Source organism: Alteromonas sp. G4i13 (assembly GCF_054960505.1).
This window is the reverse complement of the sequence record NZ_JBHNYX010000062.1, coordinates 1-20,787: the sequence shown is the minus strand read 5'-3', so window position 1 is coordinate 20,787 and position 20,787 is coordinate 1. Positions and strand designations below refer to the sequence as shown.

Genomic DNA, 20,787 nt, shown 5'->3' with positions numbered 1-20,787 from the left:
GTCTGTTACTGGTATAGAAAACGCGAGAGGAAAAACAATAATAATTTGAACAATTGTTCAAATAAACGATCTGAAAGTTGGGTACAACGTATAGAATTTTACTTTGATGTGTATCTGTACAAAGCGGCTTATCGCGATCTCGCTTGTACTTTGAAGGATTAAACCGACTTTAAGGAGTTTTTATGTATACGCAAAAAATGCATCCAGCAACGACATTTCCCGATGTCTCAGCAACCCTATCGACAGGGGAAACGGTGTCGCTTACCAATAAAGAAGAGGGATGTGATTGGAAAATGGTGGTTGTTTATCGCGGTAAACACTGTCCAATATGTACTAAATTCCTGAACAAATTAGAAGATTATAAAGGTCGTCTACGCGAGCTCAATATTGATTTGGTGGCTGTAAGTGGTGACAGCAAAGCACAGCTCGATGAGCATCTAGACGACCTGTCGATTACGTTCCCTATTGCTTACGGTCTCTCGCAAGAAGATATGGAAAAACTTGGGCTATACATCTCCAAGCCGCGTTCAGATAAAGAAACCGACCACAATTTTGCTGAACCTGCGCTATTTGTAGTGAATGAAAAAAACGACATTCATATTGCTGAAATAGCAAATGCGCCGTTTGTGCGCCCAGACTTAGAGCAACTCGTATCAGGCTTGGAGTTTATACGTAAGCCAGATAACAACTACCCCATTCGAGGCACCTTTAAAGGATAAGGTCAACGGGCGCTAGTTATGTGTGATTAAAAGGTAAGGCTCTGGTGGTTTTCAGAGCCTTTTTTATTTACATATAGAAACCATCAAAAGCTAGCCCTAATTTTATCACTTGCTTATTGTTTTCTAGGACTTACTCGTTTTCAAATGACACTGAAAAAGCAATGGGGGCCATCTGCTTTCTAAAGTCTTCCAGTGCATCTAAAGGTAGCTCAACATTTATTACCACACTGCTTCCATAGTTACAGTTCGCAATTTTACCTTGAGCTTGCTCTACCAAGTGACGTACAAACTGCTCATGTTTGAAATCGATGTCTACGCTAAGCGGCTCCAGCTTTATCTCTTGTCTTACCTCAAGAGCATCTATAGCTTGCTGTGCTGCAGCCGAGTAAGCCCTTACCAATCCACCCGCACCTAATTTAATTCCGCCAAAATACCGCGTGACAATAATCATAATGTCGCCGATATCTTTGTGCTGGAGTACATTTAATATGGGTTTACCGGCAGTGCCGCTAGGCTCGCCGTCATCAGCCATCGCCGCGCTACTTGGCGAGGTAGGGTTGCCAAAAACATAAGCCCAGCAATGGTGTCTGGCGTCGGGATACCGTTGTTTCACACTATCTAAAAGCGCCATTGCACTTTCACGAGAATTTGCAAAGCCGGCACAAGCAATGAATTTGCTTTTCTTAATTTCGTACAGGGTTTCAACCTGTTTAGCTGGAACGGGATAAGTCATCAGCGCATTGTAAGCTAAGACAATTTTTTATTTAAGCCAAATAAGGTAAGCAGTGTGTTTTATCGCTTATTAAAACGAAATTTTAGACGACGATAGGCTCAGATAGAACGCAGTGGTCAAAAATACTACTATTTGGCGAATTATCTTGAAAGGTCGTATTTCGTTTACCGTTCTAGCGGATGCTTATTTCTAGGTTTGTGGTTAAGTGTCTGAATTTAAATGGCTTTGTAAAGTTGGCGCAGTGATTGTAATAGTGAATATGAGTGTGGCCAAGGCGTAACGCCACAACAACGTAACTTCGTCCCAATAAGGAAATCATGCTATGAAATCACGTATTACTGCTATCGCTATTGTTGCTCTTACCTCTATGTTCACCGGAAGTGCTCTAGCTTCTGTAGAATTTAAGCCTACCGACGATTCGGTGACCTCTAGCCTTTGCGTTGCTGCCGCTACCGGGAACAAGTGGAAGCTACATGAACAAATTAAAGAATCTGCGCTAGATAAAAAGTACGTAGCACAGGACATGACATGTAACGGACTATCTGTCGCTGCGTTTGTTGATCAATATGGCAAGAACGGGGAAAGCATCAAGAAGTACCTGAATATTCAACAGCAGCAGATTGCTAGCGTGGTGCACGCAAAATAACCCCCACAATTAAACGGTGCTAGGCTTGTACGCATGCGTACGCGAAAAATAGTTTGTGTGTAAAAGCGGATTAAAAAAGGGCTGTTGATGATACAACAGCCCTTTTTACTAATTTAACATGACTGCTAGCGTAGAATACCTGATACAGTTTCAGATACATTCAATGCGCCTTTTTGAATTTCATCAATAATGCTTTGCACTTGCGCAATCTGTTGACTATTTTGATCAACACTGTCTTTAACGCCTGCCATTTTCTTCGTGGATTTGTCAGCAAGCTTTCTGTTCTCTGCCACTACACTTTCAATTTCCACAGTCGAATCGCTGGTACGTTGCGCTAGCTGCCTCACTTCATCTGCTACTACAGCAAATCCTCTACCTTGATCGCCTGCACGTGCAGCTTCAATAGCAGCATTTAGTGCTAAAAGGTTGGTTTGCTCAGCAATGCCACTAATCGTTGTCACAATGGTTTCAATTTTTAGCGATTGCTCACTCAATTCGTGCATAAGTTGATTGGTTTGCTCAACTTCTAACATGGCTGTATTGAAAATCTCAACGCTTCGTTGAAGTGACGAGGCTCCTTCATGGGCAATTTGAGACGTCTCTTCTGCCGTTGATACTGCGAGTTCCGCCGCCTGTGCGATTGCATTCTTTTCGTTAATTGCATCGGTAATGTTAGATGCAAATTTAATAACTTTTACTACTCGGCCCGAAGCGTCAAACACGGGGTTGTACGTTGCTTCCAACCACAATGCGTTACCGTGCGCATCTACGCGCTCAAACTGGCCTGAAGAGAAATTACCGCGGGCAAGGTTATCCCAAAAATTAGGATTTTCTTGATAAAACTTATCACGACAGAACATGCGATGGTGTTTACCTTGAATGTCGGCCAAGCTGTATTTCATTGTGGTAGTAAAATTCTCATTTGCCGTAATAATTGTTCCATCAGGATGAAACTCAATTACCGCCATCGACTTGTTTAGTGCGTCAGTCACTGCTTTACCGGAAAAATAGGCATTTTCATGTTCAGTGATATCGTGGTAAATGGCATGAATTTCTGTAACGCCATGCTTATTCACCGCTACGTAACTTGCCTTAAGCCACTTCGTTTCACCTAACGCCGATTTTCTTGCAACCGTGTCGCTAAAGCTGCCGCCATTGACCAAGTGTTGCCAAAACGATTTGTACTGTGACTCAGGTTCAACACCTTCAACGCGCATTGCCGCATGGGAAAACGATGTTGCGGTTGAATTTGGGTAATCCAAAATGGAAAGTAATAGGGGAGAGGCAAATGTGCACTGTCCATCAGTACTATAGATGGCATAAGCCATAGTGTTTTTAAACGCATCCAGCGTACCAAGCAAGCCTTTGCTCTCATCCCTAAGCGCCGATATGTCAGTGTTGTATCGAGAACTTGATACGAACATAACGTCTCCGAAAATTACAAGTATAATTAAGAATTGGTGTAGTCTATGTTAGCTATATTTAACATTTATGTCGTTTAGACATTAGGCGAAGCCTATGTTTAAGGCATTATCAATTAGGCTTAATTTATCTATAAGTGGTTGTTTTCATTGTTACAGTACGGTAACTATTTCCATCTAATAAGAAACATTCGAACTAATAAGACCACTCAATGCCACTAGAACGCTTTATCCCATTTCGCAAACATGATGTTAGTCGATTGTGTGAAAACGTAATTGTGCAAGAGAGGACTCTTTTTCGTACGTTCTCAACATTGCTCGTTAATCGCATACACTATCAATATCATGAGCAAATTGAGGGTCTGAAAGATAGCTATAACGATTTTGACCCAAACAAAGACACCCGCGATCTTACATCTTCAAGTGAAGCTACTAGGAAGCAAAGCCAAAAGGCGTTTTCGAGTGCGTTTGCCAATCTATTAAACGCAGCCAATTTTGAAAAAGTCACAAACGAAGATTTAGAAGCAGCATTAAACGAAGAGTCGCTGTTTAAAGTGCGCCTTGCGGTTAGCTTCGAAGACTTTGAGGATGTGGTGTTTTATCGACGGGGCGAGTCGGTAAAAACTGAAACGCTGCGTACTTTTTTCGGGTTGCGAAAAAAGCAGGTGTCATTTACCAACTACGACAAAGTGGCTGTTTATATCACTTTTAAAGATAAAGCCTACTTCAAAGAGAAAGGGCAAACGCCAGTCACCTTTAAACCTGGCTCCACCATAGAGAAGCTTTTTCAAAACGTACCTAAAGCAGACTTGGAGATGCTGTTTCCAAACACTGAAGTCAAAATGCGTCCACTAGATAAGTTGATCATTAGTGCATCGGCGGCAATAGGTGGCACCGTAGTGCTGGTGACTAAGTTAGGCGCGTCGTTACTTCTCATGGCTTCCTTCCTCGCCTTTTGGCTTGGCTTTAAAGACGACGAAGTGGAGCTGACTAAGCAAAGTCTAATCACTTTTGGTATTGGCATGGGTGTATTCGGCAGCTTTATCTTTAATGAATGGACAAAGTTTAAAAACAGAAAAATCAGGTTTATGAAAGCCTTGTCTGACAATCTCTATTTTAAAAATTTAGACAATAATGCAGGCGTGTTTCATACGTTAATTGGTGCAGCAGAGGAAGAAGACTGCAAGGAAGCACTGTTGGCCTACACATTTTTGCTGAAGTGTAGTGAAGCCTTTTCTGAAAACTCCGCCGCATTTGGCACATCACGTTCAGAAAAAGAGATTGCCGCGGGCGGCATGACATTAGCAACTCTTGATAGTGTGATAGAAAGTTACTTTTCAGAAGAGCTTGATTGTGCGCTCGATTTCGACGTTACTGACGCTATTAGTAAGCTGATGGACATGGAACTAGTCGAACAATACGGCGATATTTTTGTGGCGCGGGCGCTTAACGATGCTGTGAAGATACTTGATGACTACTGGGATAATATTTATCAGCCTGTTTAATTTGCGCTTACCTCGGCCTCTATTCAAAGCGAGCTAGCATTTTCCACAGTGTATGCTTTATGACACCAGTTTTCTCGATGAGCAGTACGCAGAAATAACTATTTCAAACGAACAATTACGCTATCAATCCATTGTCATAAAACCACAAAATCTCTATAGTTGCTGTACGGTGCGTTGACCAACCTCGACACTCCATAGCAGCAGCGCCATTGCGCCGAATGCGTTTCTCTATCTCCAATGCAACAAGCCTGGTTCACTTCTACATGAAAATATTGCATACATCTGACTGGCACTTAGGTCAGAGTTTTTTTACGAAAAGTCGCAAAAACGAACACGCCGCTTTCCTTAAATGGCTTCTTCAACAAGTAGAAGTGCATCAAATAGATGCGATTATTGTCGCGGGTGATGTGTTTGACACGGGCACGCCGCCTAGTTACGCCAGAGAGCTTTACCATGCGTTTATTGGTGAGCTACAGGGCATGCAGTGTACATTGGTGGTGCTGGGGGGAAATCACGATTCAGTATCGGTATTGAACGAAAGTAAGGCGCTACTTAAATACTTAAATAGCCACGTAATTGCCAGTACATACGGCGAATTGAGTGAACAAGTCATTACGCTTAACGATCGCAAGGGGCAGCCCAGTGCCGTACTGTGTGCCGTACCCTTTATTCGCCCGCGTGATGTGCTTGTTAGTGAGGCAGGGCAAAGCGGCACTGACAAGCGTCAAGCGCTGGGCGATGCAATAAAGCAGCATTACGGGGCGCTTTATAATGAAGCCCTGTCACTGCGTGCTTCAATTGAAGAAAAACAGGGAGAGAAGGGCAGTGAAAACAGCGCTGCCATTCCCATTATTGCTACCGGGCACTTAGCCGCTTTGGGCGTGAGTCAGTCAGAAAGTGTACGCGATATCTACATTGGCACCCTTGAAGGCTTTGACGCTAAGGGGTTTCCGCCCGCTGATTATATTGCACTTGGGCATATTCACAGGCCACAGAAAGTCGCAAAGACAGAACACATTCGCTATTCAGGCTCGCCTATACCGCTCAGCTTTGACGAACTAAACACACAAAAGCAAGTGTTGTTGGTAGCGTTTGAATCTGAAAGCACAACGCCAACTATCTCAACGCTTCCGGTACCGCGCTTCCAGGCCATGGAAGTCATAAAAGGCGACTTAAAAGCGATTGAGGCGGGCATTAATAAAAGCAAAGCCATCACGTTAGCTTCTCAAACAGATGATGACAGCAATACGAACTCGGCCCCTGTGGCTAATCAGAAAGCCGATAGCGAAATGGATAAAGCCGCTAGCGAAATAAATAAAACCCTTAGCGCAACGGATAACGCCATTAGCTCTAAAGACCCAGTGTGGTTATGCATTGAAGTTGAAACAGAAGACTATCTGACTGATCTACAGCAGCGTATTCAGGGCTTGTTAGAAGGGAAAAACGCTGAAATTTTACAGTTGAAACGCAAGCGTAAGCGCACAGTAAATAGCCTAACAGAAAAGCAAAACGTCCAGCTTAGCGAACTATCGGTAAACGATGTATTTGAAGCGCGTTTGGCACTGGAGAGCATAGAAGATAATCCAACAAGTGAGTCGGCACCAACTGAGTCGGCACAAGCAACCCTGCTAGATGACGACCAAAGCACCCGAGCAATGGAACAAGCCGGTTCAGAAAAAAGCGCTTCACGCATAAACCGGATAAGGCAGCTGTTCAATGAAGCAGTAGAGCAAGTGCACACCAATGATGAAGATGCTGAAGCACCAGTAGAGACCTCATTGGCAAACACAACAGAAAATAAAGGCGTGTAATACAATGAGAATACTGACCTTACGCCTTAAAAATCTAAACGCCCTAAAAGGGGAGTGGAAGATAGATTTCACTCAGTCGCCGTTTATCGACAATGGCCTATTTGCCATAACTGGCCCAACAGGGGCAGGTAAAACCACCCTACTTGATGCTATTTGTTTAGCGCTTTATCACCAAACCCCTCGCTTGGGGCCAATTTCAACGTCTAACAACGACATCATGACCCGCGGCACGGCGGAGTGTTTGGCGGAGGTTGAGTTTGATATTAAGGGGAAAGCATACCGTGCGTTTTGGAGTATGCGTCGGGCCAGAGGGAAAGTTGACGGTAACCTGCAAAGTGCTGATGTTGAGCTGGCCGAAGTTGAAAGCGGTAAGGTATTGGCTACCCAAGTTAGGCCGAAAAGCGAAGAGATTGAAAAGCTGACTGGCCTTAATTTTGCCCGTTTCACCAAGTCTATGATGTTGTCGCAAGGGGATTTTGCTGCGTTTTTAAATGCTAACGAGGCCGACCGAGCCGAGCTGCTTGAAGAGTTAACTGGCACTGAAATTTACGGGCAGATATCACAGGCAGTACATCAGCAATTTAGTGACGCTAAACAAAAGAAAAAAGAATTCGCGATAAAGCTGGAAGGCGTAACCTTGCTTAGCGACGAGCAAATCGCCCAGCTTGAAGAAGGGCAAGCACAAACCAAGAGCCAAGTTTCAGCGTTTAACCAAACACTTGCTGAACTGCAAAAGCAACAGCAGTGGCAACAAGCGTTTAACGCCAATGAGCTCTCCATTAAAGAAGCCAGCGCAGCGCAGCAGACCGCGGATAACGCCATCAATGAGGCGAGACAAGAACTTGATCTTTTAACCCAAAGTGAGCCAGCTGAAAAGCTTCGCCTGCCATTCTTGCAAAGAAATGGGCTTCAGCAAGACGTAACCCGTTATAAAGAAAGGCTCGATGAGAAGGCGGCTCAGCTTCCCGATTTAAAGACGCAAAAGGCACAACGTAGTTCAGAAGTCACCCATGCCGAACAAGCGTTAGTTCTTACAAAGCAACAAAGCAGTGAGCTTGAAAAGCGCATAAATGAGCAGGTAGTTCCGCTAGATAACCAAATAGCGCAGCTCACTACTGAACAGCAAAAAGCAAACGAAAACGCGGCACGTTTAAGGCAGTCAATAAACGCGTTAACGCTAAAGCGCACAGAAATCGAAAACGCTTCGGCAGATAACAAGACCAAGCTTGGTGAACTGGAAACCTACTTACGTGAACATCAATCACTTAGCGGTATAGCGGAATTTATAAGTGGCTGGAGTGAAACGGCGCGCCATATTGAACATGATAAAAAGCAGTTAGAAACACTGACACAAAGCGTAAATAATCATCGTCAGGCGCTTTCATCCCTAGATGACGCTATCGCAAAAACAAATGAGTCGTTAAGCGCGTTAACGCAGACCTTCGATGACAAAAACGCGCAAGTAGCCAAGTGCGAAAAGGCACTTCAGGCCGCGCTATCTGACAAACCAAGTGATACTAATAGTGCTAATGCAACCAGTAAAGCAAGTCTTCAGCAAGAGCGTGATACCAAGCTTCATCATTGGGATAACGTATTACAGATAGGGCATATTCAACAGCAATATTTGGCACTAGAGCAAGACAGAGTATCGCTGAGTGCGCAGAGAGAAGACTTCGCGAAGCAACTAGCACAGCAGCAATCTGACCGCCAAGCCTTGGTTGATGCTTACAAGCAAACTCGTAGTAATTTAAAAGACATAGAGGCGCTTATCGCCCTGGATGTTGAAGTGGCGCACCTTCGCGCACAGTTAAAAAGTGGCGAGCCATGCCCTGTTTGTGGGGCTAACGAACACACCACGTCTACCGTGGTTATTGATGTACCTGAAACTATCCAAAAGCGAGATAGCTTAAACCAGCAGTTAGATGATATTGAGCAGCAAGGGGCGCGGGCAAAAGAAAGTGTTACACAAACTGAATTCACGCTTGCTCAGGTTAATAAGCAGCTAGAACAGGCAAGCGGGCAACGAGATACGCTGCTAGAAAAGTGGCAGCAGATTTCAAGCGTACTTAGCGCTGATATACCGAGCTTTGAAAAGGTCGACATTAATACATCGCAAAGCGTCTCTCAATTTACCCAGCAGTTTAAAACTCGTCTTGATGATATTAGTGCTCAATTAACCCGTTTAGAAGAGTGCGAGCAAGCTCTAAATGCTGCACTGCAGGCTAAAAATGAAGCGCAACAGGCATTACAAGGCAAGCAGTCAGAACTTGCAGTTTCTCTGCAGCAGCGCGAAACCTTGGAAAAGCAATTTAACGAACGTAATACAGAGTTAGAGAGTAAAACAAAAAGGGTTAACGATGGTATTTTAGCGCTCAGCGAGACTATGACGGCGCACGGTGCTGATATTCACAACTTGACTATTGATGGAATTGCCTCGTGGCTAAATGAAAAAGCCGAAGCGCTAAAAACCTATAAACACAATCATCAGCTACACGCCAAACTTAAAGATGAGTTGCAAGAGGTAAGTAGCAACTTGCTTGTGGTTAATCGTGATATAGAAAGCGCTGAGGATCAGCTTAAGGGCGTATGCGAAGAGCTTGTGCAGCTAGATAATAGTTTAAAGGCGCTGCGAGACTCGCGCACAACCGTATTCCCTGAAGGCAATATTGCTGAAACAAGGAATAAGGCAAGCGCTGCCCAAGAAATGGCTGAGCGAAACGTGAGTGAATGCAAATCTCGCCTGCAACAAACGGACACTATTTTGTCTCGTTTAGAAGCAGAAATTGCCCAGCTTAATGAGCAAATGCGGGAAAAAGAGCAAGCACTTACAGAGGCAACAGAGTACTTTAGCCGTCAGTTGGCGAGCAGCCCATTTGCCGACGAGCAAGCGTTTAGTAATGCGCTTTTAGACGAAGATACCCGCAACACCTTGCTTGAACTGCAAAAGCGATTAGCTCAGCAAAAACAACAAGCGGACTTAAAGCAAGAAAGCGCGCTAGCTACCCAACAATCTCTAAAAGCCCATGCTAATGCAGCGCAGTGGCAGAGCGAGTTAGAAGAGCACGGTGCACAGTGGCTCGATACGAAAATTACCCAGCAAGCTCAGCAGCGTGACACGCTGTTATCTTCTTTAGGGCAAATTGAACAGCAGCTAAGCGCTAACAATCAAGCCCGCGAAAGGCAGCAGCAGCTTGTGGATGAGATGGCCGCGTTTGAGGCCTATTACGATGATATTACTTACCTGCACTCGTTAATTGGTTCGGCCAGCGGCGACAAATTCAGACGTTTTGCACAAGGGCTTACTTTGGACAACTTAGTGCAGCTTGCTAATCAGCAGCTTGATAAATTACACGGTCGCTATCAGTTAATTCGAAAAGAAAACGAAGGATTAGGTTTAAGTGTACTAGACACCTGGCAAGGTGACGTAGTGCGAGACACCAAAACCCTGTCTGGCGGAGAAAGCTTTTTGGTGAGCCTTGCACTGGCATTAGCTTTATCTGACTTGGTCAGTCACAAGACCAGTATCGACTCGCTGTTTTTAGATGAAGGCTTTGGCACTCTTGATGCTGAAACTTTGGATGTAGCCCTTGATGCACTAGACAACTTAAATGCCAGCGGAAAAATGATTGGTGTGATAAGCCATATTGAAGCCATGAAAGAGCGTATTCCTACTCAGCTTAAAGTGATTAAACGCAACGGTGTGGGGTTAAGTGCACTCGAAAAACCTTATGCGGTGGGGTGAACTCACCGCTTTAGGGATTAGTAGCTAAAACGTTTGCTTACAAGTATGTGCTTGGTAAATGCTCGCAAGATCATGGTTTTATGATACTTTATCGTTATTAAAAGTAGATATGGACATCATATTTAGTGAAACGATTTGCGATATTCCCTCTTTTTGCCTCTTTCTGTTCGTTTGGTAGTACCTTTCAGTGTGAAAGTGAGTTTGCATGGCTAAAAAGCACGTTTGAAAACAACGATGCCGGTTTTCAATATAGCGTCGAGAAAAAAGGGCAGGACCTTTATTCGGCCCACAATAGTGCGATTTTGGCGCGAGTACAAAGCGCGAAAAGCGAAGCGCAATGCCACACAGTGCTTAGCGACTGGCTTACATTTTTTCGCAAGGGGCACATTGGTCTTGCGCTAAATACGAATGGCTCAGAGGAAGCGGTACGCGAATCGGTAGTGCATGATTTCGACTTATCGGCATTTAAACAACATTTGAAAAGCCAGCGTGACGAAACTCTTGAGGGGATTTGGCAATTCTCAAGCTATACGGTTGCCTTAAAAAAAGAGGGCAATGTCCATAAAGCTTATATCGTTGAAAGTACCAACCCTTCATGGAAGGCGGGACAAGTAAAGTTCATCGTTAATGACCCTGAAGACAACAATACTGCAAAAGTGACGTTTTTTATGGGCGATCACTCCGCCCGACAAATCGATACCATGACACTCTTGGGTAACAATGAAGTGGTGTTGGGCAATAGCTTTATCGTTATGTCGCGAGAGGAACCGCGACAAGAATCGTCGCCTGAAATAACACGCTATGTTCGCCTACTAAGTACAAAGGCTCCGCTATTCGAGAAAGTTTCAGAGAACACTGTGTTAGTTCGCATACCGGCTTTCGATCATGCCTTCAAAAAAGACATCGACGCGGTTATCGCTAAGCACCTAGACACGATTTTAAAAACTGAAAACCTCATTATCGACATCCGAGGAAACGGTGGTGGTAGTGACGTAAGCTATGCGTCTTTACTCCCTATTTTATACACTAACCCTATTCGCACTGTAGGCATGGAATACTTATCTACCGAGCTTAACAATTCTAGAATGCTTGGCTTTTTGCAAAACCCTCATTTTAGTGAAGAAGAAAAGCAATGGGCAAAATACGGGTACGACATTCTTAATCAACACATCGGCAGCTACATCAATATTGATGAAGACGTAACGGTGGAGACATTCGACAAAATTGAACCCTTGCCGAAGAGTATTGGCGTACTTGTTGATTCAAGTAATGGCAGCACCGCTGAGCAGTTCTTACTGGCGGCTAAACAAAGCAAAAAAGTAAAGCTGTTTGGGCAAACTACCGCAGGTGTACTCGATATTTCTAACATGTATCAAACTGATTCGCCGAGCGGTACTTTTACTTTGTATTACAGCCTGACTAAAAGTTTACGCATTCCGCATATGGCCATTGATGGGGTAGGCATTCAGCCAGACTATTATATTGATGGAGAACTTCCTCTTTACCAGTGGACGTCTTATACGCAAAAGATACTTGAAGGCATGTAAACCCTTATAAACGGCAAGCATACGGTTATTTGCGAGTAACTAAGACCAAACAGGTTCATTTGTGTAACGTTATCCTTTATGGTGCGTCGTCAAAATAATAATGGACCAACATTTATGGATTCAACGTCACGCCCCAGCCTGTTTCAGCGCTACATGAATGGCAGTTTGGTACTGCAAATTATCATTGGTATCGTATGCGGTATTGCGATAGCGAGTTTTTCACCTTCAGCTGCTCAATCAGCAGGGCTATTGGGTAACTTATTTGTAAAAGCCCTAAAAGCAATTGCTCCTTTATTGGTTTTTGTTTTGGTCATGGCGTCCATCGCCAACCATAAGCAAAACGAGCAAACCTTTATCAAACCCGTGCTTGTGCTTTATTTGATGGGCACACTACTGGCCGCGCTCACCGCCGTGTTGGCAAGCTTTGCTTTTCCTACAAGCTTAAGCTTAGTGACTTCAGATGTTAGCCAAGCTGCGCCGAAAGGTGTGTCGGAAGTCCTTACTACTTTGCTTTATAACATGGTAGATAATCCGGTAAATGCATTAGTAAATGGAAATTACATTGGTATTCTCACGTGGGCTGTAGGCCTAGGTTTAGGTCTACGTCATGCTAGCGAGGCAACGAAAGCGCTACTTCAAAATATGGCAGATAGCGTAACAACCGTGGTGGGTTTTGTTATTAAACTCGCGCCCTTCGGTATTTTCGGCTTGGTAGCTAATACCATTGCTACAACGGGCTTTGAAGCATTGCTTGGATACTCTCATTTATTAACGGTACTGATTGGCGCGATGCTATTTATCGCACTTGTGACCAACCCCTTGTTAGTATTTCTGGCAACCAAAAAGAATCCCTATCCTTTGGTGTTCAAATGCCTGAAAGAAAGCGGTATTACGGCGTTTTTTACCCGTAGTTCGGCGGCGAACATTCCGGTAAACATGGCGCTTTGTAAACGCTTAAAGCTTGATGAAGACACCTATTCGGTATCTATTCCGTTAGGCGCCACGATTAATATGGCTGGGGCTGCAATCACAATAACCGTGTTGACGCTAGCTGCGGTTAATACCTTGGGAATTGCTGTAGATTTCCCTACTGCTGTATTGTTAAGCGTTATCGCTGCGGTATCAGCATGTGGAAGTTCAGGTGTTGCAGGTGGTTCGCTACTGCTTATTCCGCTTGCCTGTAGCCTGTTTAATATACCCAATGAAGTGGCTATGCAGGTGGTTGCGGTGGGCTTTATTGTTGGCGTACTGCAAGACTCTGCTGAAACAGCATTAAATAGCTCCACCGATGTCTTGTTTACCGCCGCTGCGTGTGAAAGGGCAGGCGGCCAGTAAACATAAAAGCGTCAAACGTTAAAGCGTTAACTCGTTAAATGTGCGAGCTTATTGCATCTACTGCTTCAAAAATTAGCCGTGCAGCCAGCTTTGCTGTGCGGCTATCAATATCATAATTGGGGTTCATTTCCGCAATGTCACACAGTCTCCATTGATATCCGTAAGTACTTTGGTGCTGTGCTAAAAAGTGTAGCGTGTTGATAACAAGTGTGGGGGAAATCCCCAACGCACTGGGCGCGCTAACGCCAGGTGCTTGTGCTGCTGGAAATGCATCTAAACATACAGTGACGTAAAGCTCATCGATGTCTTTTAGCATCGGAGATAGTAGCTCATCTATTCGCTGCATACACAGTGATTCATCATTTAACGCCACATCAGTTAAATAGCGCGTGTTGGACGTATTGGCAAAGTTAAACAGCGCTGGTGTATTAGCCGCTTTCGATACGCCCAAACAAGCATAATGAAACGGTGTGTCGTGTAACTGGCAGTGATCATACACTTGCCTGAACGGCGTACCTGAACTGGTGTTTGGTGAAGGCTTTCTTAAATCAAAATGGGCGTCGAAATTAATAATACCAATGCGTGCGCTTTCGGGCTTAGCATTGAAAACCCCTTGATAGCTACCCCATGCAATTTCATGTCCCCCTCCCAGACCGATGACCAAACCATCATTTTTCTTGAGCGCATAGCAAATGGCGTCAGCATATTGGGTTTGTGACTGGGCTAAGTTCTCTTTAGCGGTAACATTCCCTAAATCAGCCAAAGCTGCGCTTGGCCAGTGCCAGGGTAAATTTGCAAGCGCCTGGCGAATAGCGTTTGGACCAGCAGCTGCACCTACACGGCCTTTGTTAAATGCCACACCTAAATCACTTTCAAAACCAACAAGGGTAACGGCGTTGGCTAATGAATTATCTTCGCCGACTTCAAGTTCGTTAACTTTTTGATGCCAACGTAGGCCCTCAATGCCGTCTTCACTGTCTATTCTGCCTTGCCACTTAAACATGTTTACCTTCCTTAAACACCGCAACGGGGCGGTGGCCATTAATACAATAAGCGAGCTCTGCCGGCGTTTCGATATCCCACAGTGTTAAGTCAGCAAGCTTACCTGATTCAATAACACCTCGGTCGTGCAGCCCAAGTGCGCTAGCCGCGTTTGCAGTGGCGCCTCGTAGCGCTTCTTCTGGCGTAAGTTGAAACAGCACACACCCCATATTTATCGCTGTAAGGATTGAGGCTAACGGCGAACTACCTGGATTAAAGTCAGTGGCTAAGGCCATGGGCACATTGTGCGCCCTTAGGGCGTCTACCGGCGGCTTTTGAACTTCACTTAGGTAATAAAAAGCGCCTGGTAAAAGCACGGCAACGGTGCCACTTTGGGCAAGTAAGGGAATATCGCTGTCAGCTAAATATTCGATGTGGTCTACCGAAAGTGCGCCGTACTTAGCTGCTAGCACTGCGCCTTTGCTGTCGCTAAGCTGTTCTACATGAGCTTTAATGGGTAAACCGTGCTGCTGTGCGCAGCTAAACACCCGTTCTGTTTGTGAAGTTGAAAAACCGATAGTTTCACAAAATACATCAACGGCGTCAGCCAAGTTTTGCGAAGCAATGTGAGGAAGTGCCTCGTTGCAAATGAAATCGATATATCCTTCTGAGTCGTCAGCAAATTCATTGGGCAGGGCGTGAGCGCCTAAATAGGTAGTTTTAATACTCACAGGAAGATGCTGCTCAAGGGATTTAGCCACGCGTAACATGCGCACTTCAGTGTCTAAATCCAGCCCGTAACCTGATTTAACTTCAATGGTGGTAACACCTTCTTCGCACAGTCGCTTTGCGCGTTTTATCGCAGTGTGAAGCAGGGTGTTTTCGTCAGAGCGTCGAGTTTTTTCAACCGTCCCTTTAATACCACCGCCGCGCTGCGCAATGTCTACATAACTTGCGCCTTGCAATCGCATTTCGAATTCTTCGGCGCGATTGCCGCCATACACTAGATGCGTATGACAATCGATGAAGCCAGGCAATAGCCACGGGCGTTTGGGCGTTGAACCTTCATTTTGGAGAATTAGAGTGGTGGCATCTATTACGCTTTTGGCCTGCTCAAACACGTCGCCCAGTGAGTCATCGCAAGGAAGTAACGCAGCAATTTTGCCGTCTTTTATGGCAATGGCGTGTGGCGGTAATTCGCCATAAGGCAACTCGTTGTCTTGCATAGACGCAATGCGAACATTGTAAATAAGCGTGTCGTACTGATAACCCATAACGTGCTCCACTCTAAGCCACCTCTTGTCTGGTTTTTTCGTCTAACTAGTCGTCTAGTTCTTTGTCTGGCTTTGTCCAGAATCTTTACTGAAACGCAGTGTAAATTTTGAGTTCAGTGTACTTGTGCATACTTGTATATACAAGTATGCTGTTAGCATATTATTAACAATTTAGTTGTGAATGGCCACGATATGCAACCTCGGTACAGAGTAATTAAGACAGCAATTTTGGATGCCATCGAAAGTGGTGAGATGAAGCCGGGTAGCCAAGTGCCTTCAGAAAACCAACTTGCCCAGCAGCACCGTGTAAGCCGAATGACTGCTAGAAGAGCGTTAAGTGAAATGGTGGACGAGGGCATTTTAATGCGCAGCCAGGGGATAGGCACGTTTGTGTCAGATAGTCGCCCTATGAGCTCAATGCTTGAGATCAAAAGCATTCGCGATGAAATAGAGCAGCGGGGGCATAGATACACTAACGAGATATTAGTGTTGGAAACCTCGCCAGCCAGTGATGCTATTGCTCAACGACTGGGAATCGATGTGGGAGAGCCAGTATTTCATAGCATTATCGTACACTGCGAGAACAATCTACCCGTGCAGTATGAAGATAGGTGGGTTAACCCAGCGTGGATTAACGACTATTTAGATAAAGATTTTAAAGCTCAAACTGCAAACTTTTATTTGAATCAGGTCGCGCCCCTTTCACAAGCCGACCATAGCGTAGAAGCTGTGATTGTTGAAAAAGATATTGCACAAGCACTATTGATTAAGCCTAAAGAGCCGTGCCTGAAGATTACTCGACGAACCTTCTCTCGAGTGCCCAGCGCAATAACGAGTGATGAGAGCAATATTGGCGAGCCCTCAACGGCGAATGCCGAGTTAAAGAACGGTTTGAAGGCTACGTCAGATACATCCTTAAATAATAGTCCAAAAGCGAGTTCAAGCGCAGTGGTTAGCCACGCGGTGCTGTATCACCCAGGCAGTCGATACCGCTTGGGAGGACACTTGGAGTTCTAAGTGTCATCGCGCCAAAGGCGCTAGCAACTCACTACTTTCTAAAAAGATGACACTTCCTAATAAAAAACAAATCGGCAAACGTAAGAATATGCCTAGGAGAAGTTTATGAAACGCCTCGACCCTACAAGAAAAATACGTGCCCCAAGAGGCAGTACGCTAAATGCGAAGAGCTGGCAAACGGAAGCGCCGCTTCGCATGTTAATGAATAACCTGGATCCAGACGTTGCGGAGCATCCGCAAAATCTGGTGGTTTACGGCGGTATTGGGCGTGCGGCCCGTGACTGGGCGTCTTACGACAAAATTGTCGAAGTACTCAAGCGTTTAAATACTGATGAGACGTTGCTGGTTCAATCAGGCAAACCTGTTGGGGTATTTCCCACTCACGAAAATGCACCTCGTGTGTTAATTGCTAACTCTAACCTTGTACCGCATTGGGCAAACTGGGAGCACTTTAACGCTCTGGATAAAGAAGGTTTGATGATGTACGGGCAAATGACCGCAGGGTCATGGATATACATAGGCTCGCAAGGCATTGTCCAAGGGACTTATGAAACGTTTGTGAGCGTGGCCAAAACGCATTTTGAAGGAAGCGCTGAAGGACGCTGGATTTTGACTGGTGGCTTGGGCGGTATGGGCGGGGCACAGCCTTTAGCTGCAACCATGGCTGGCTTTTCAATGGTAGCTGTGGAGGTGGATGAAACTCGCATAGATTTCAGAATTCGCACGGGCTATTTGGACAAAAAAGCGCATTCGTTAGAAGAAGCCATGCAACTCCTAGAAGAAGCCAAAAAAGCTGGGAAGCCTGTATCAATTGGCCTATTAGGCAACGCTGCTGAAGTATTTCCCGATATGCTAGCAAAAGGGATTATCCCTGACGTTGTAACCGATCAAACCAGTGCTCACGATCCGTTGAATGGCTATCTACCAGTGGGGTGGACGCTAGATCAGGCTGAGGCGCAGCGTAAAAAAGACGAAGCGGGTGTTGTGAAAAGTGCTAAACAGTCGATGGCGCTGCAAGTTAAAGCAATGCTTGGTTTCCAACAAGCTGGCGCTGCTACTCTTGATTATGGCAACAACATTAGACAAATGGCGCTAGAAGAGGGTATTGAGCATGCGTTCGATTTCCCAGGTTTCGTTCCTGCTTATATTCGACCGCTTTTTTGTCAGGGCATAGGGCCTTTCAGATGGGCTGCGCTGTCAGGCGATCCGGAAGATATCTATAAAACGGACGCTAAAGTTAAAGAGCTTATACCCGACAACCCCCATCTACATAACTGGCTAGATATGGCCAAAGAACGCATTCAATTCCAAGGCCTGCCCGCGCGTATTTGCTGGGTGGGACTGGGTGAAAGACAAAAGCTGGGGCTTGCCTTTAATGAAATGGTTCGCAGTGGCGAGTTAAGCGCGCCAGTTGTGATTGGACGGGATCATCTCGACTCTGGTTCGGTAGCTTCACCCAATAGAGAAACAGAGGCCATGCTCGATGGTTCAGATGCCGTTTCGGACTGGCCGCTGCTGAACGCCCTATTAAATACAGCGGGTGGTGCAACCTGGGTAAGCCTTCATCATGGTGGCGGTGTAGGAATGGGTTTTAGCCAACACTCGGGTGTAGTGATTGTTTGTGACGGTTCGGACGAAGCGGCTGAGCGTATTGCTCGGGTTCTTCATAACGACCCTGCCACGGGCGTAATGCGTCATGCAGATGCAGGCTACGACATTGCAAAAGACTGTGCTGCCAAGCACAGCTTGGATCTTCCCATGGTCAATAGCGTGGCTAATAACCAAATCCCCGATAGAACAGGCACTCATTCAAGCTCGAACAAAAGCTCTGGTGGGGAGAAATAGTCATGTCGCATTCGTCTTTTTTTACTGAAAACGGTGGTGTTAAGCAGCTTAATCTTGTGCCAGGTACATTGACGTTAGATCAATTGCGTGAAGTGCATAGAAGCCACGTTCATTTATCGTTAGATGAAAGTGCTATACCCGCTATAAATGCCGCTGAGCGTGTGGTGCTTAACGTTATTAAAGAGAACCGGACTGTCTATGGTATCAATACTGGCTTTGGCTTGTTGGCTAATACCCGTATTAATGTTGATGAGTTAGAGCTATTACAGCGCAGTATTGTGTTATCGCACGCGGCCGGTACGGGCGACTTTATGCAAGAAGATACTGTGCGCCTGCTCATGCTGTTAAAAATTAACTCCTTGGCCCGTGGCTACTCTGGTATTCGCCTCAGCGTAATAGAAGCGCTCATTACCTTGTTTAATGCACAGGTTTATCCCGCCATTCCTGAAAAAGGCTCGGTAGGCGCCAGCGGCGACTTAGCGCCTTTAGCACACATGAGTGTGGTGCTGTTAGGGGAAGGGGAAGCGTTTTATAAAGGAGAGAGAATTAGTGCAGCCCAAGCCCTTGAAATTGCGGGTATGCAGCCAATTGCGCTGGCACCCAAAGAAGGCTTAGCACTGTTAAACGGCACGCAAGCCTCGACAGCGTTTGCACTTCAGGGGTTGTTTTATACTGAAAATGCGCTTCATAGTGCTATTGGTATTGGTGCGCTTACTGTTGAGGCCGCGTTAGGTTCCCGCGTGCCGTTCGACGCGCGGATCCACGAAGTGCGTGGCCACAAAAGCCAGAGCGATGTGGCGACTGCGTTTAGAACATTGCTAGACACCTCAGAGATTGGTCATTCACATCAACGGTGTGAAAAAGTACAAGACCCGTACTCTCTGCGTTGCCAGCCACAGGTGATGGGAGCGTGTTTACAGCAAATGCGCTATGCTCAAGAGATTTTGGTGGTTGAAGCTAATGGGGTAAGCGACAACCCGTTGGTTTTTGTTGAAAATAATGATGACGCTGATACGCCAACTGGCGATATTCTATCTGGCGGAAACTTTCATGCGGAAACTGTGGCAATGGCGGCAGATATGCTGGCTATTGCACTATCTGAAATTGGCGCACTGTCGGAGCGCAGAATGTCGCTAATGATTGATACGCATTTAAGTGGTTTGCCACCGTTCCTGGTTGAAAATGGTGGGGTAAACTCGGGCTTTATGATTGCGCAGGTTACCTGTGCGGCGCTTGCTAGTGAAAACAAAACCCTGGCGCACCCCGCATCTATCGATTCGTTGCCTACGTCTGCGAACCAAGAAGACCACGTGTCTATGGCTACCTTCGCCGCGAGGCGTTTACGAGATATTTTCGATAACGTGGCAGGTATATTGGCCATTGAGTGGTTAGCGGCCTGCCAAGGGTTAGATTTCAGGAAGCCGTTTAAAACCAGCGAAAAGCTCCAAGTGTTGATGCAGCTACTAAGAGACCAAGTGCCGTTTTACGACAAAGACCGTTATTTTGCGCCGGACATTGAAAAGGCAAAGCAACTTATTAAGCAGCACGACCTTATGGATAAGACACAGTTAAACCTGTTAGGCTAAAATGATCACAGGCTCGGTATTTCGAGTAAACAAATAAAGATCATCAATAGAGTAGAGGTGGGAATGATATGAAAACAAATGGACGTTGGTTAAGTTCATACGAGGCTCGTACTTCTATGAAAGGCACTTTTAAGAGCGGCTCTTTTGTGAAAAGCACTGTGCTGGGGTTACTCGTCGCGTCGGTGTTTACGTTGGCAGGCTGTAGCGACAGCGAAGTGGGCGATGTGTCTCTTGGTCTTTTTACCACAAAAGACATTAAAATTGATGCGCTTCAAGACCCCATAGTGACAGGTGTAACCTGCCATATTTCAAGTATTGAAGCGAACCTTGATTTGTCGGATCCATCAGACAGTTCAATCGCGTGCAGACAAACCGGCCCTATTACGGCTGAGATGTTAAACGCCATTGATAAGTCAGATTCAGGTGAAGTAATTTTTAAAAAATCTAAGAGCGTGTTTTTCAAAAACATGAAGCTTCGAAGAATTTACGATGCCGACTCAAAAACGCTGATTTACTTGTCTTACAGCACCAAAGAGACATCTGGCAGCTATAAACATAGTTTGTCTACGGTACCACTGTGGGAAACGCTAGCGTTTAAAAAGCCCGCGTAGCGAAACGCATCAAC

The 20,787-nt window shown here is 45.4% G+C and carries 15 protein-coding genes and 1 pseudogene; 11 read left to right on the top strand and 5 right to left on the bottom strand.

What is annotated here, in order from left to right; translation table 11 throughout:
• Positions 1 to 182: 182 nt before the first annotated feature.
• A complete protein-coding gene (locus ACFI6J_RS19835) occupies positions 183 to 719 on the top strand; it encodes a redoxin domain-containing protein (protein ID WP_342288529.1) in 537 nt (178 codons plus the stop codon).
• A 130-nt stretch (positions 720 to 849) separates the two neighbouring features.
• Here ACFI6J_RS19835 and ACFI6J_RS19830 read toward each other — a convergent pair whose 3' ends face one another.
• On the bottom strand, positions 850 to 1,452 hold the full coding sequence (locus ACFI6J_RS19830; protein ID WP_462586348.1) for a YigZ family protein: 603 nt from the start codon (positions 1,450 to 1,452) through the stop codon (positions 850 to 852).
• 322 nt (positions 1,453 to 1,774) lie between these two features.
• On the opposite strand from ACFI6J_RS19830, the gene ACFI6J_RS19825 reads away from it, so the two are divergent.
• Positions 1,775 to 2,098, top strand: a complete 324-nt coding sequence (locus tag ACFI6J_RS19825; protein WP_342288528.1) for a DUF3718 domain-containing protein — start codon at positions 1,775 to 1,777, stop codon at positions 2,096 to 2,098.
• Positions 2,099 to 2,223: 125 nt separating this feature from the next.
• Here the strand turns inward: ACFI6J_RS19825 and ACFI6J_RS19820 are convergent, their stop codons facing one another.
• Entirely contained in the window at positions 2,224 to 2,631 is a 408-nt protein-coding gene (locus ACFI6J_RS19820) for a methyl-accepting chemotaxis protein (protein ID WP_321825600.1), read from the bottom strand.
• 123 nt (positions 2,632 to 2,754) lie between these two features.
• Positions 2,755 to 3,066 (bottom strand): annotated as a pseudogene (locus ACFI6J_RS19815) (PAS domain-containing protein); the annotation flags it as partial.
• Between the two features lie 665 nt (positions 3,067 to 3,731).
• On the opposite strand from ACFI6J_RS19815, the gene ACFI6J_RS19810 reads away from it, so the two are divergent.
• From ACFI6J_RS19810 to sstT, 5 genes are all read left to right on the top strand, one after another.
• A complete protein-coding gene (locus ACFI6J_RS19810; RefSeq protein ID WP_462586347.1) occupies positions 3,732 to 5,024 on the top strand; it encodes a TMEM143 family protein in 1,293 nt (430 codons plus the stop codon).
• A gap of 263 nt (positions 5,025 to 5,287) precedes the next feature.
• Entirely contained in the window at positions 5,288 to 6,835 is a 1,548-nt protein-coding gene (sbcD, locus tag ACFI6J_RS19805) for an exonuclease subunit SbcD (protein ID WP_462586346.1), read from the top strand.
• 4 nt (positions 6,836 to 6,839) lie between these two features.
• Entirely contained in the window at positions 6,840 to 10,577 is a 3,738-nt protein-coding gene (locus ACFI6J_RS19800; RefSeq protein ID WP_462586345.1) for an AAA family ATPase, read from the top strand.
• Between the two features lie 125 nt (positions 10,578 to 10,702).
• On the top strand, positions 10,703 to 12,124 hold the full coding sequence (locus ACFI6J_RS19795; RefSeq protein WP_462586344.1) for a S41 family peptidase: 1,422 nt from the start codon (positions 10,703 to 10,705) through the stop codon (positions 12,122 to 12,124).
• Between the two features lie 114 nt (positions 12,125 to 12,238).
• Positions 12,239 to 13,459: a serine/threonine transporter SstT gene (gene sstT / locus ACFI6J_RS19790; RefSeq protein WP_239259776.1), complete on the top strand. Its 1,221-nt coding sequence runs from the start codon at positions 12,239 to 12,241 to the stop codon at positions 13,457 to 13,459.
• 34 nt (positions 13,460 to 13,493) lie between these two features.
• Here sstT and hutG read toward each other — a convergent pair whose 3' ends face one another.
• Positions 13,494 to 14,462 (bottom strand): formimidoylglutamase, encoded by a 969-nt coding sequence (hutG, locus tag ACFI6J_RS19785; protein WP_462586343.1) that lies wholly within the window; start codon positions 14,460 to 14,462, stop codon positions 13,494 to 13,496.
• Positions 14,455 to 15,714, bottom strand: coding sequence for an imidazolonepropionase (gene hutI / locus ACFI6J_RS19780; RefSeq protein ID WP_462586342.1), 1,260 nt, complete (start codon positions 15,712 to 15,714; stop codon positions 14,455 to 14,457). Before hutI ends, hutG begins: the two co-directional genes overlap by 8 nt.
• 192 nt (positions 15,715 to 15,906) lie before the next feature.
• Here hutI and ACFI6J_RS19775 point away from each other — a divergent pair, with 192 nt between their 5' ends.
• The 4 genes from ACFI6J_RS19775 (at position 15,907) to ACFI6J_RS19760 (ending at position 20,773) form a co-directional block, all read left to right on the top strand.
• Positions 15,907 to 16,731, top strand: coding sequence for a UTRA domain-containing protein (locus ACFI6J_RS19775; RefSeq protein WP_458726871.1), 825 nt, complete (start codon positions 15,907 to 15,909; stop codon positions 16,729 to 16,731).
• 105 nt (positions 16,732 to 16,836) lie between these two features.
• The gene (hutU, locus tag ACFI6J_RS19770) at positions 16,837 to 18,576 is read left to right on the top strand and encodes a urocanate hydratase (RefSeq protein WP_462586341.1); all 1,740 of its coding nucleotides are present in this window, start codon (positions 16,837 to 16,839) and stop codon (positions 18,574 to 18,576) included.
• Positions 18,577 to 18,578: 2 nt separating this feature from the next.
• Positions 18,579 to 20,162, top strand: a complete 1,584-nt coding sequence (gene hutH, locus ACFI6J_RS19765) for a histidine ammonia-lyase (RefSeq protein ID WP_462586340.1) — start codon at positions 18,579 to 18,581, stop codon at positions 20,160 to 20,162.
• Positions 20,163 to 20,230: 68 nt separating this feature from the next.
• Positions 20,231 to 20,773, top strand: a complete 543-nt coding sequence (locus ACFI6J_RS19760) for a CreA family protein (protein ID WP_014975792.1) — start codon at positions 20,231 to 20,233, stop codon at positions 20,771 to 20,773.
• Positions 20,774 to 20,787 lie beyond the last annotated feature (14 nt).

Excerpts from the sequence above, each read along its gene's own strand:
- ACFI6J_RS19835 (WP_342288529.1), top strand. The coding sequence starts at position 183 with ATGTATACGCAAAAAATGCATCCAGCAACGACATTTCCCGATGTCTCA.
- ACFI6J_RS19830 (WP_462586348.1), bottom strand. The coding sequence starts at position 1,452 with ATGACTTATCCCGTTCCAGCTAAACAGGTTGAAACCCTGTACGAAATT.
- ACFI6J_RS19825 (WP_342288528.1), top strand. The coding sequence starts at position 1,775 with ATGAAATCACGTATTACTGCTATCGCTATTGTTGCTCTTACCTCTATG.
- ACFI6J_RS19820 (WP_321825600.1), bottom strand. The coding sequence starts at position 2,631 with ATGTTAGAAGTTGAGCAAACCAATCAACTTATGCACGAATTGAGTGAG.
- ACFI6J_RS19810 (WP_462586347.1), top strand. The coding sequence starts at position 3,732 with ATGCCACTAGAACGCTTTATCCCATTTCGCAAACATGATGTTAGTCGA.
- sbcD (WP_462586346.1), top strand. The coding sequence starts at position 5,288 with ATGAAAATATTGCATACATCTGACTGGCACTTAGGTCAGAGTTTTTTT.
- ACFI6J_RS19800 (WP_462586345.1), top strand. The coding sequence starts at position 6,840 with ATGAGAATACTGACCTTACGCCTTAAAAATCTAAACGCCCTAAAAGGG.
- sstT (WP_239259776.1), top strand. The coding sequence starts at position 12,239 with ATGGATTCAACGTCACGCCCCAGCCTGTTTCAGCGCTACATGAATGGC.
- hutG (WP_462586343.1), bottom strand. The coding sequence starts at position 14,462 with ATGTTTAAGTGGCAAGGCAGAATAGACAGTGAAGACGGCATTGAGGGC.
- hutI (WP_462586342.1), bottom strand. The coding sequence starts at position 15,714 with ATGGGTTATCAGTACGACACGCTTATTTACAATGTTCGCATTGCGTCT.
- ACFI6J_RS19775 (WP_458726871.1), top strand. The coding sequence starts at position 15,907 with ATGCAACCTCGGTACAGAGTAATTAAGACAGCAATTTTGGATGCCATC.
- hutU (WP_462586341.1), top strand. The coding sequence starts at position 16,837 with ATGAAACGCCTCGACCCTACAAGAAAAATACGTGCCCCAAGAGGCAGT.
- hutH (WP_462586340.1), top strand. The coding sequence starts at position 18,579 with ATGTCGCATTCGTCTTTTTTTACTGAAAACGGTGGTGTTAAGCAGCTT.
- ACFI6J_RS19760 (WP_014975792.1), top strand. The coding sequence starts at position 20,231 with ATGAAAACAAATGGACGTTGGTTAAGTTCATACGAGGCTCGTACTTCT.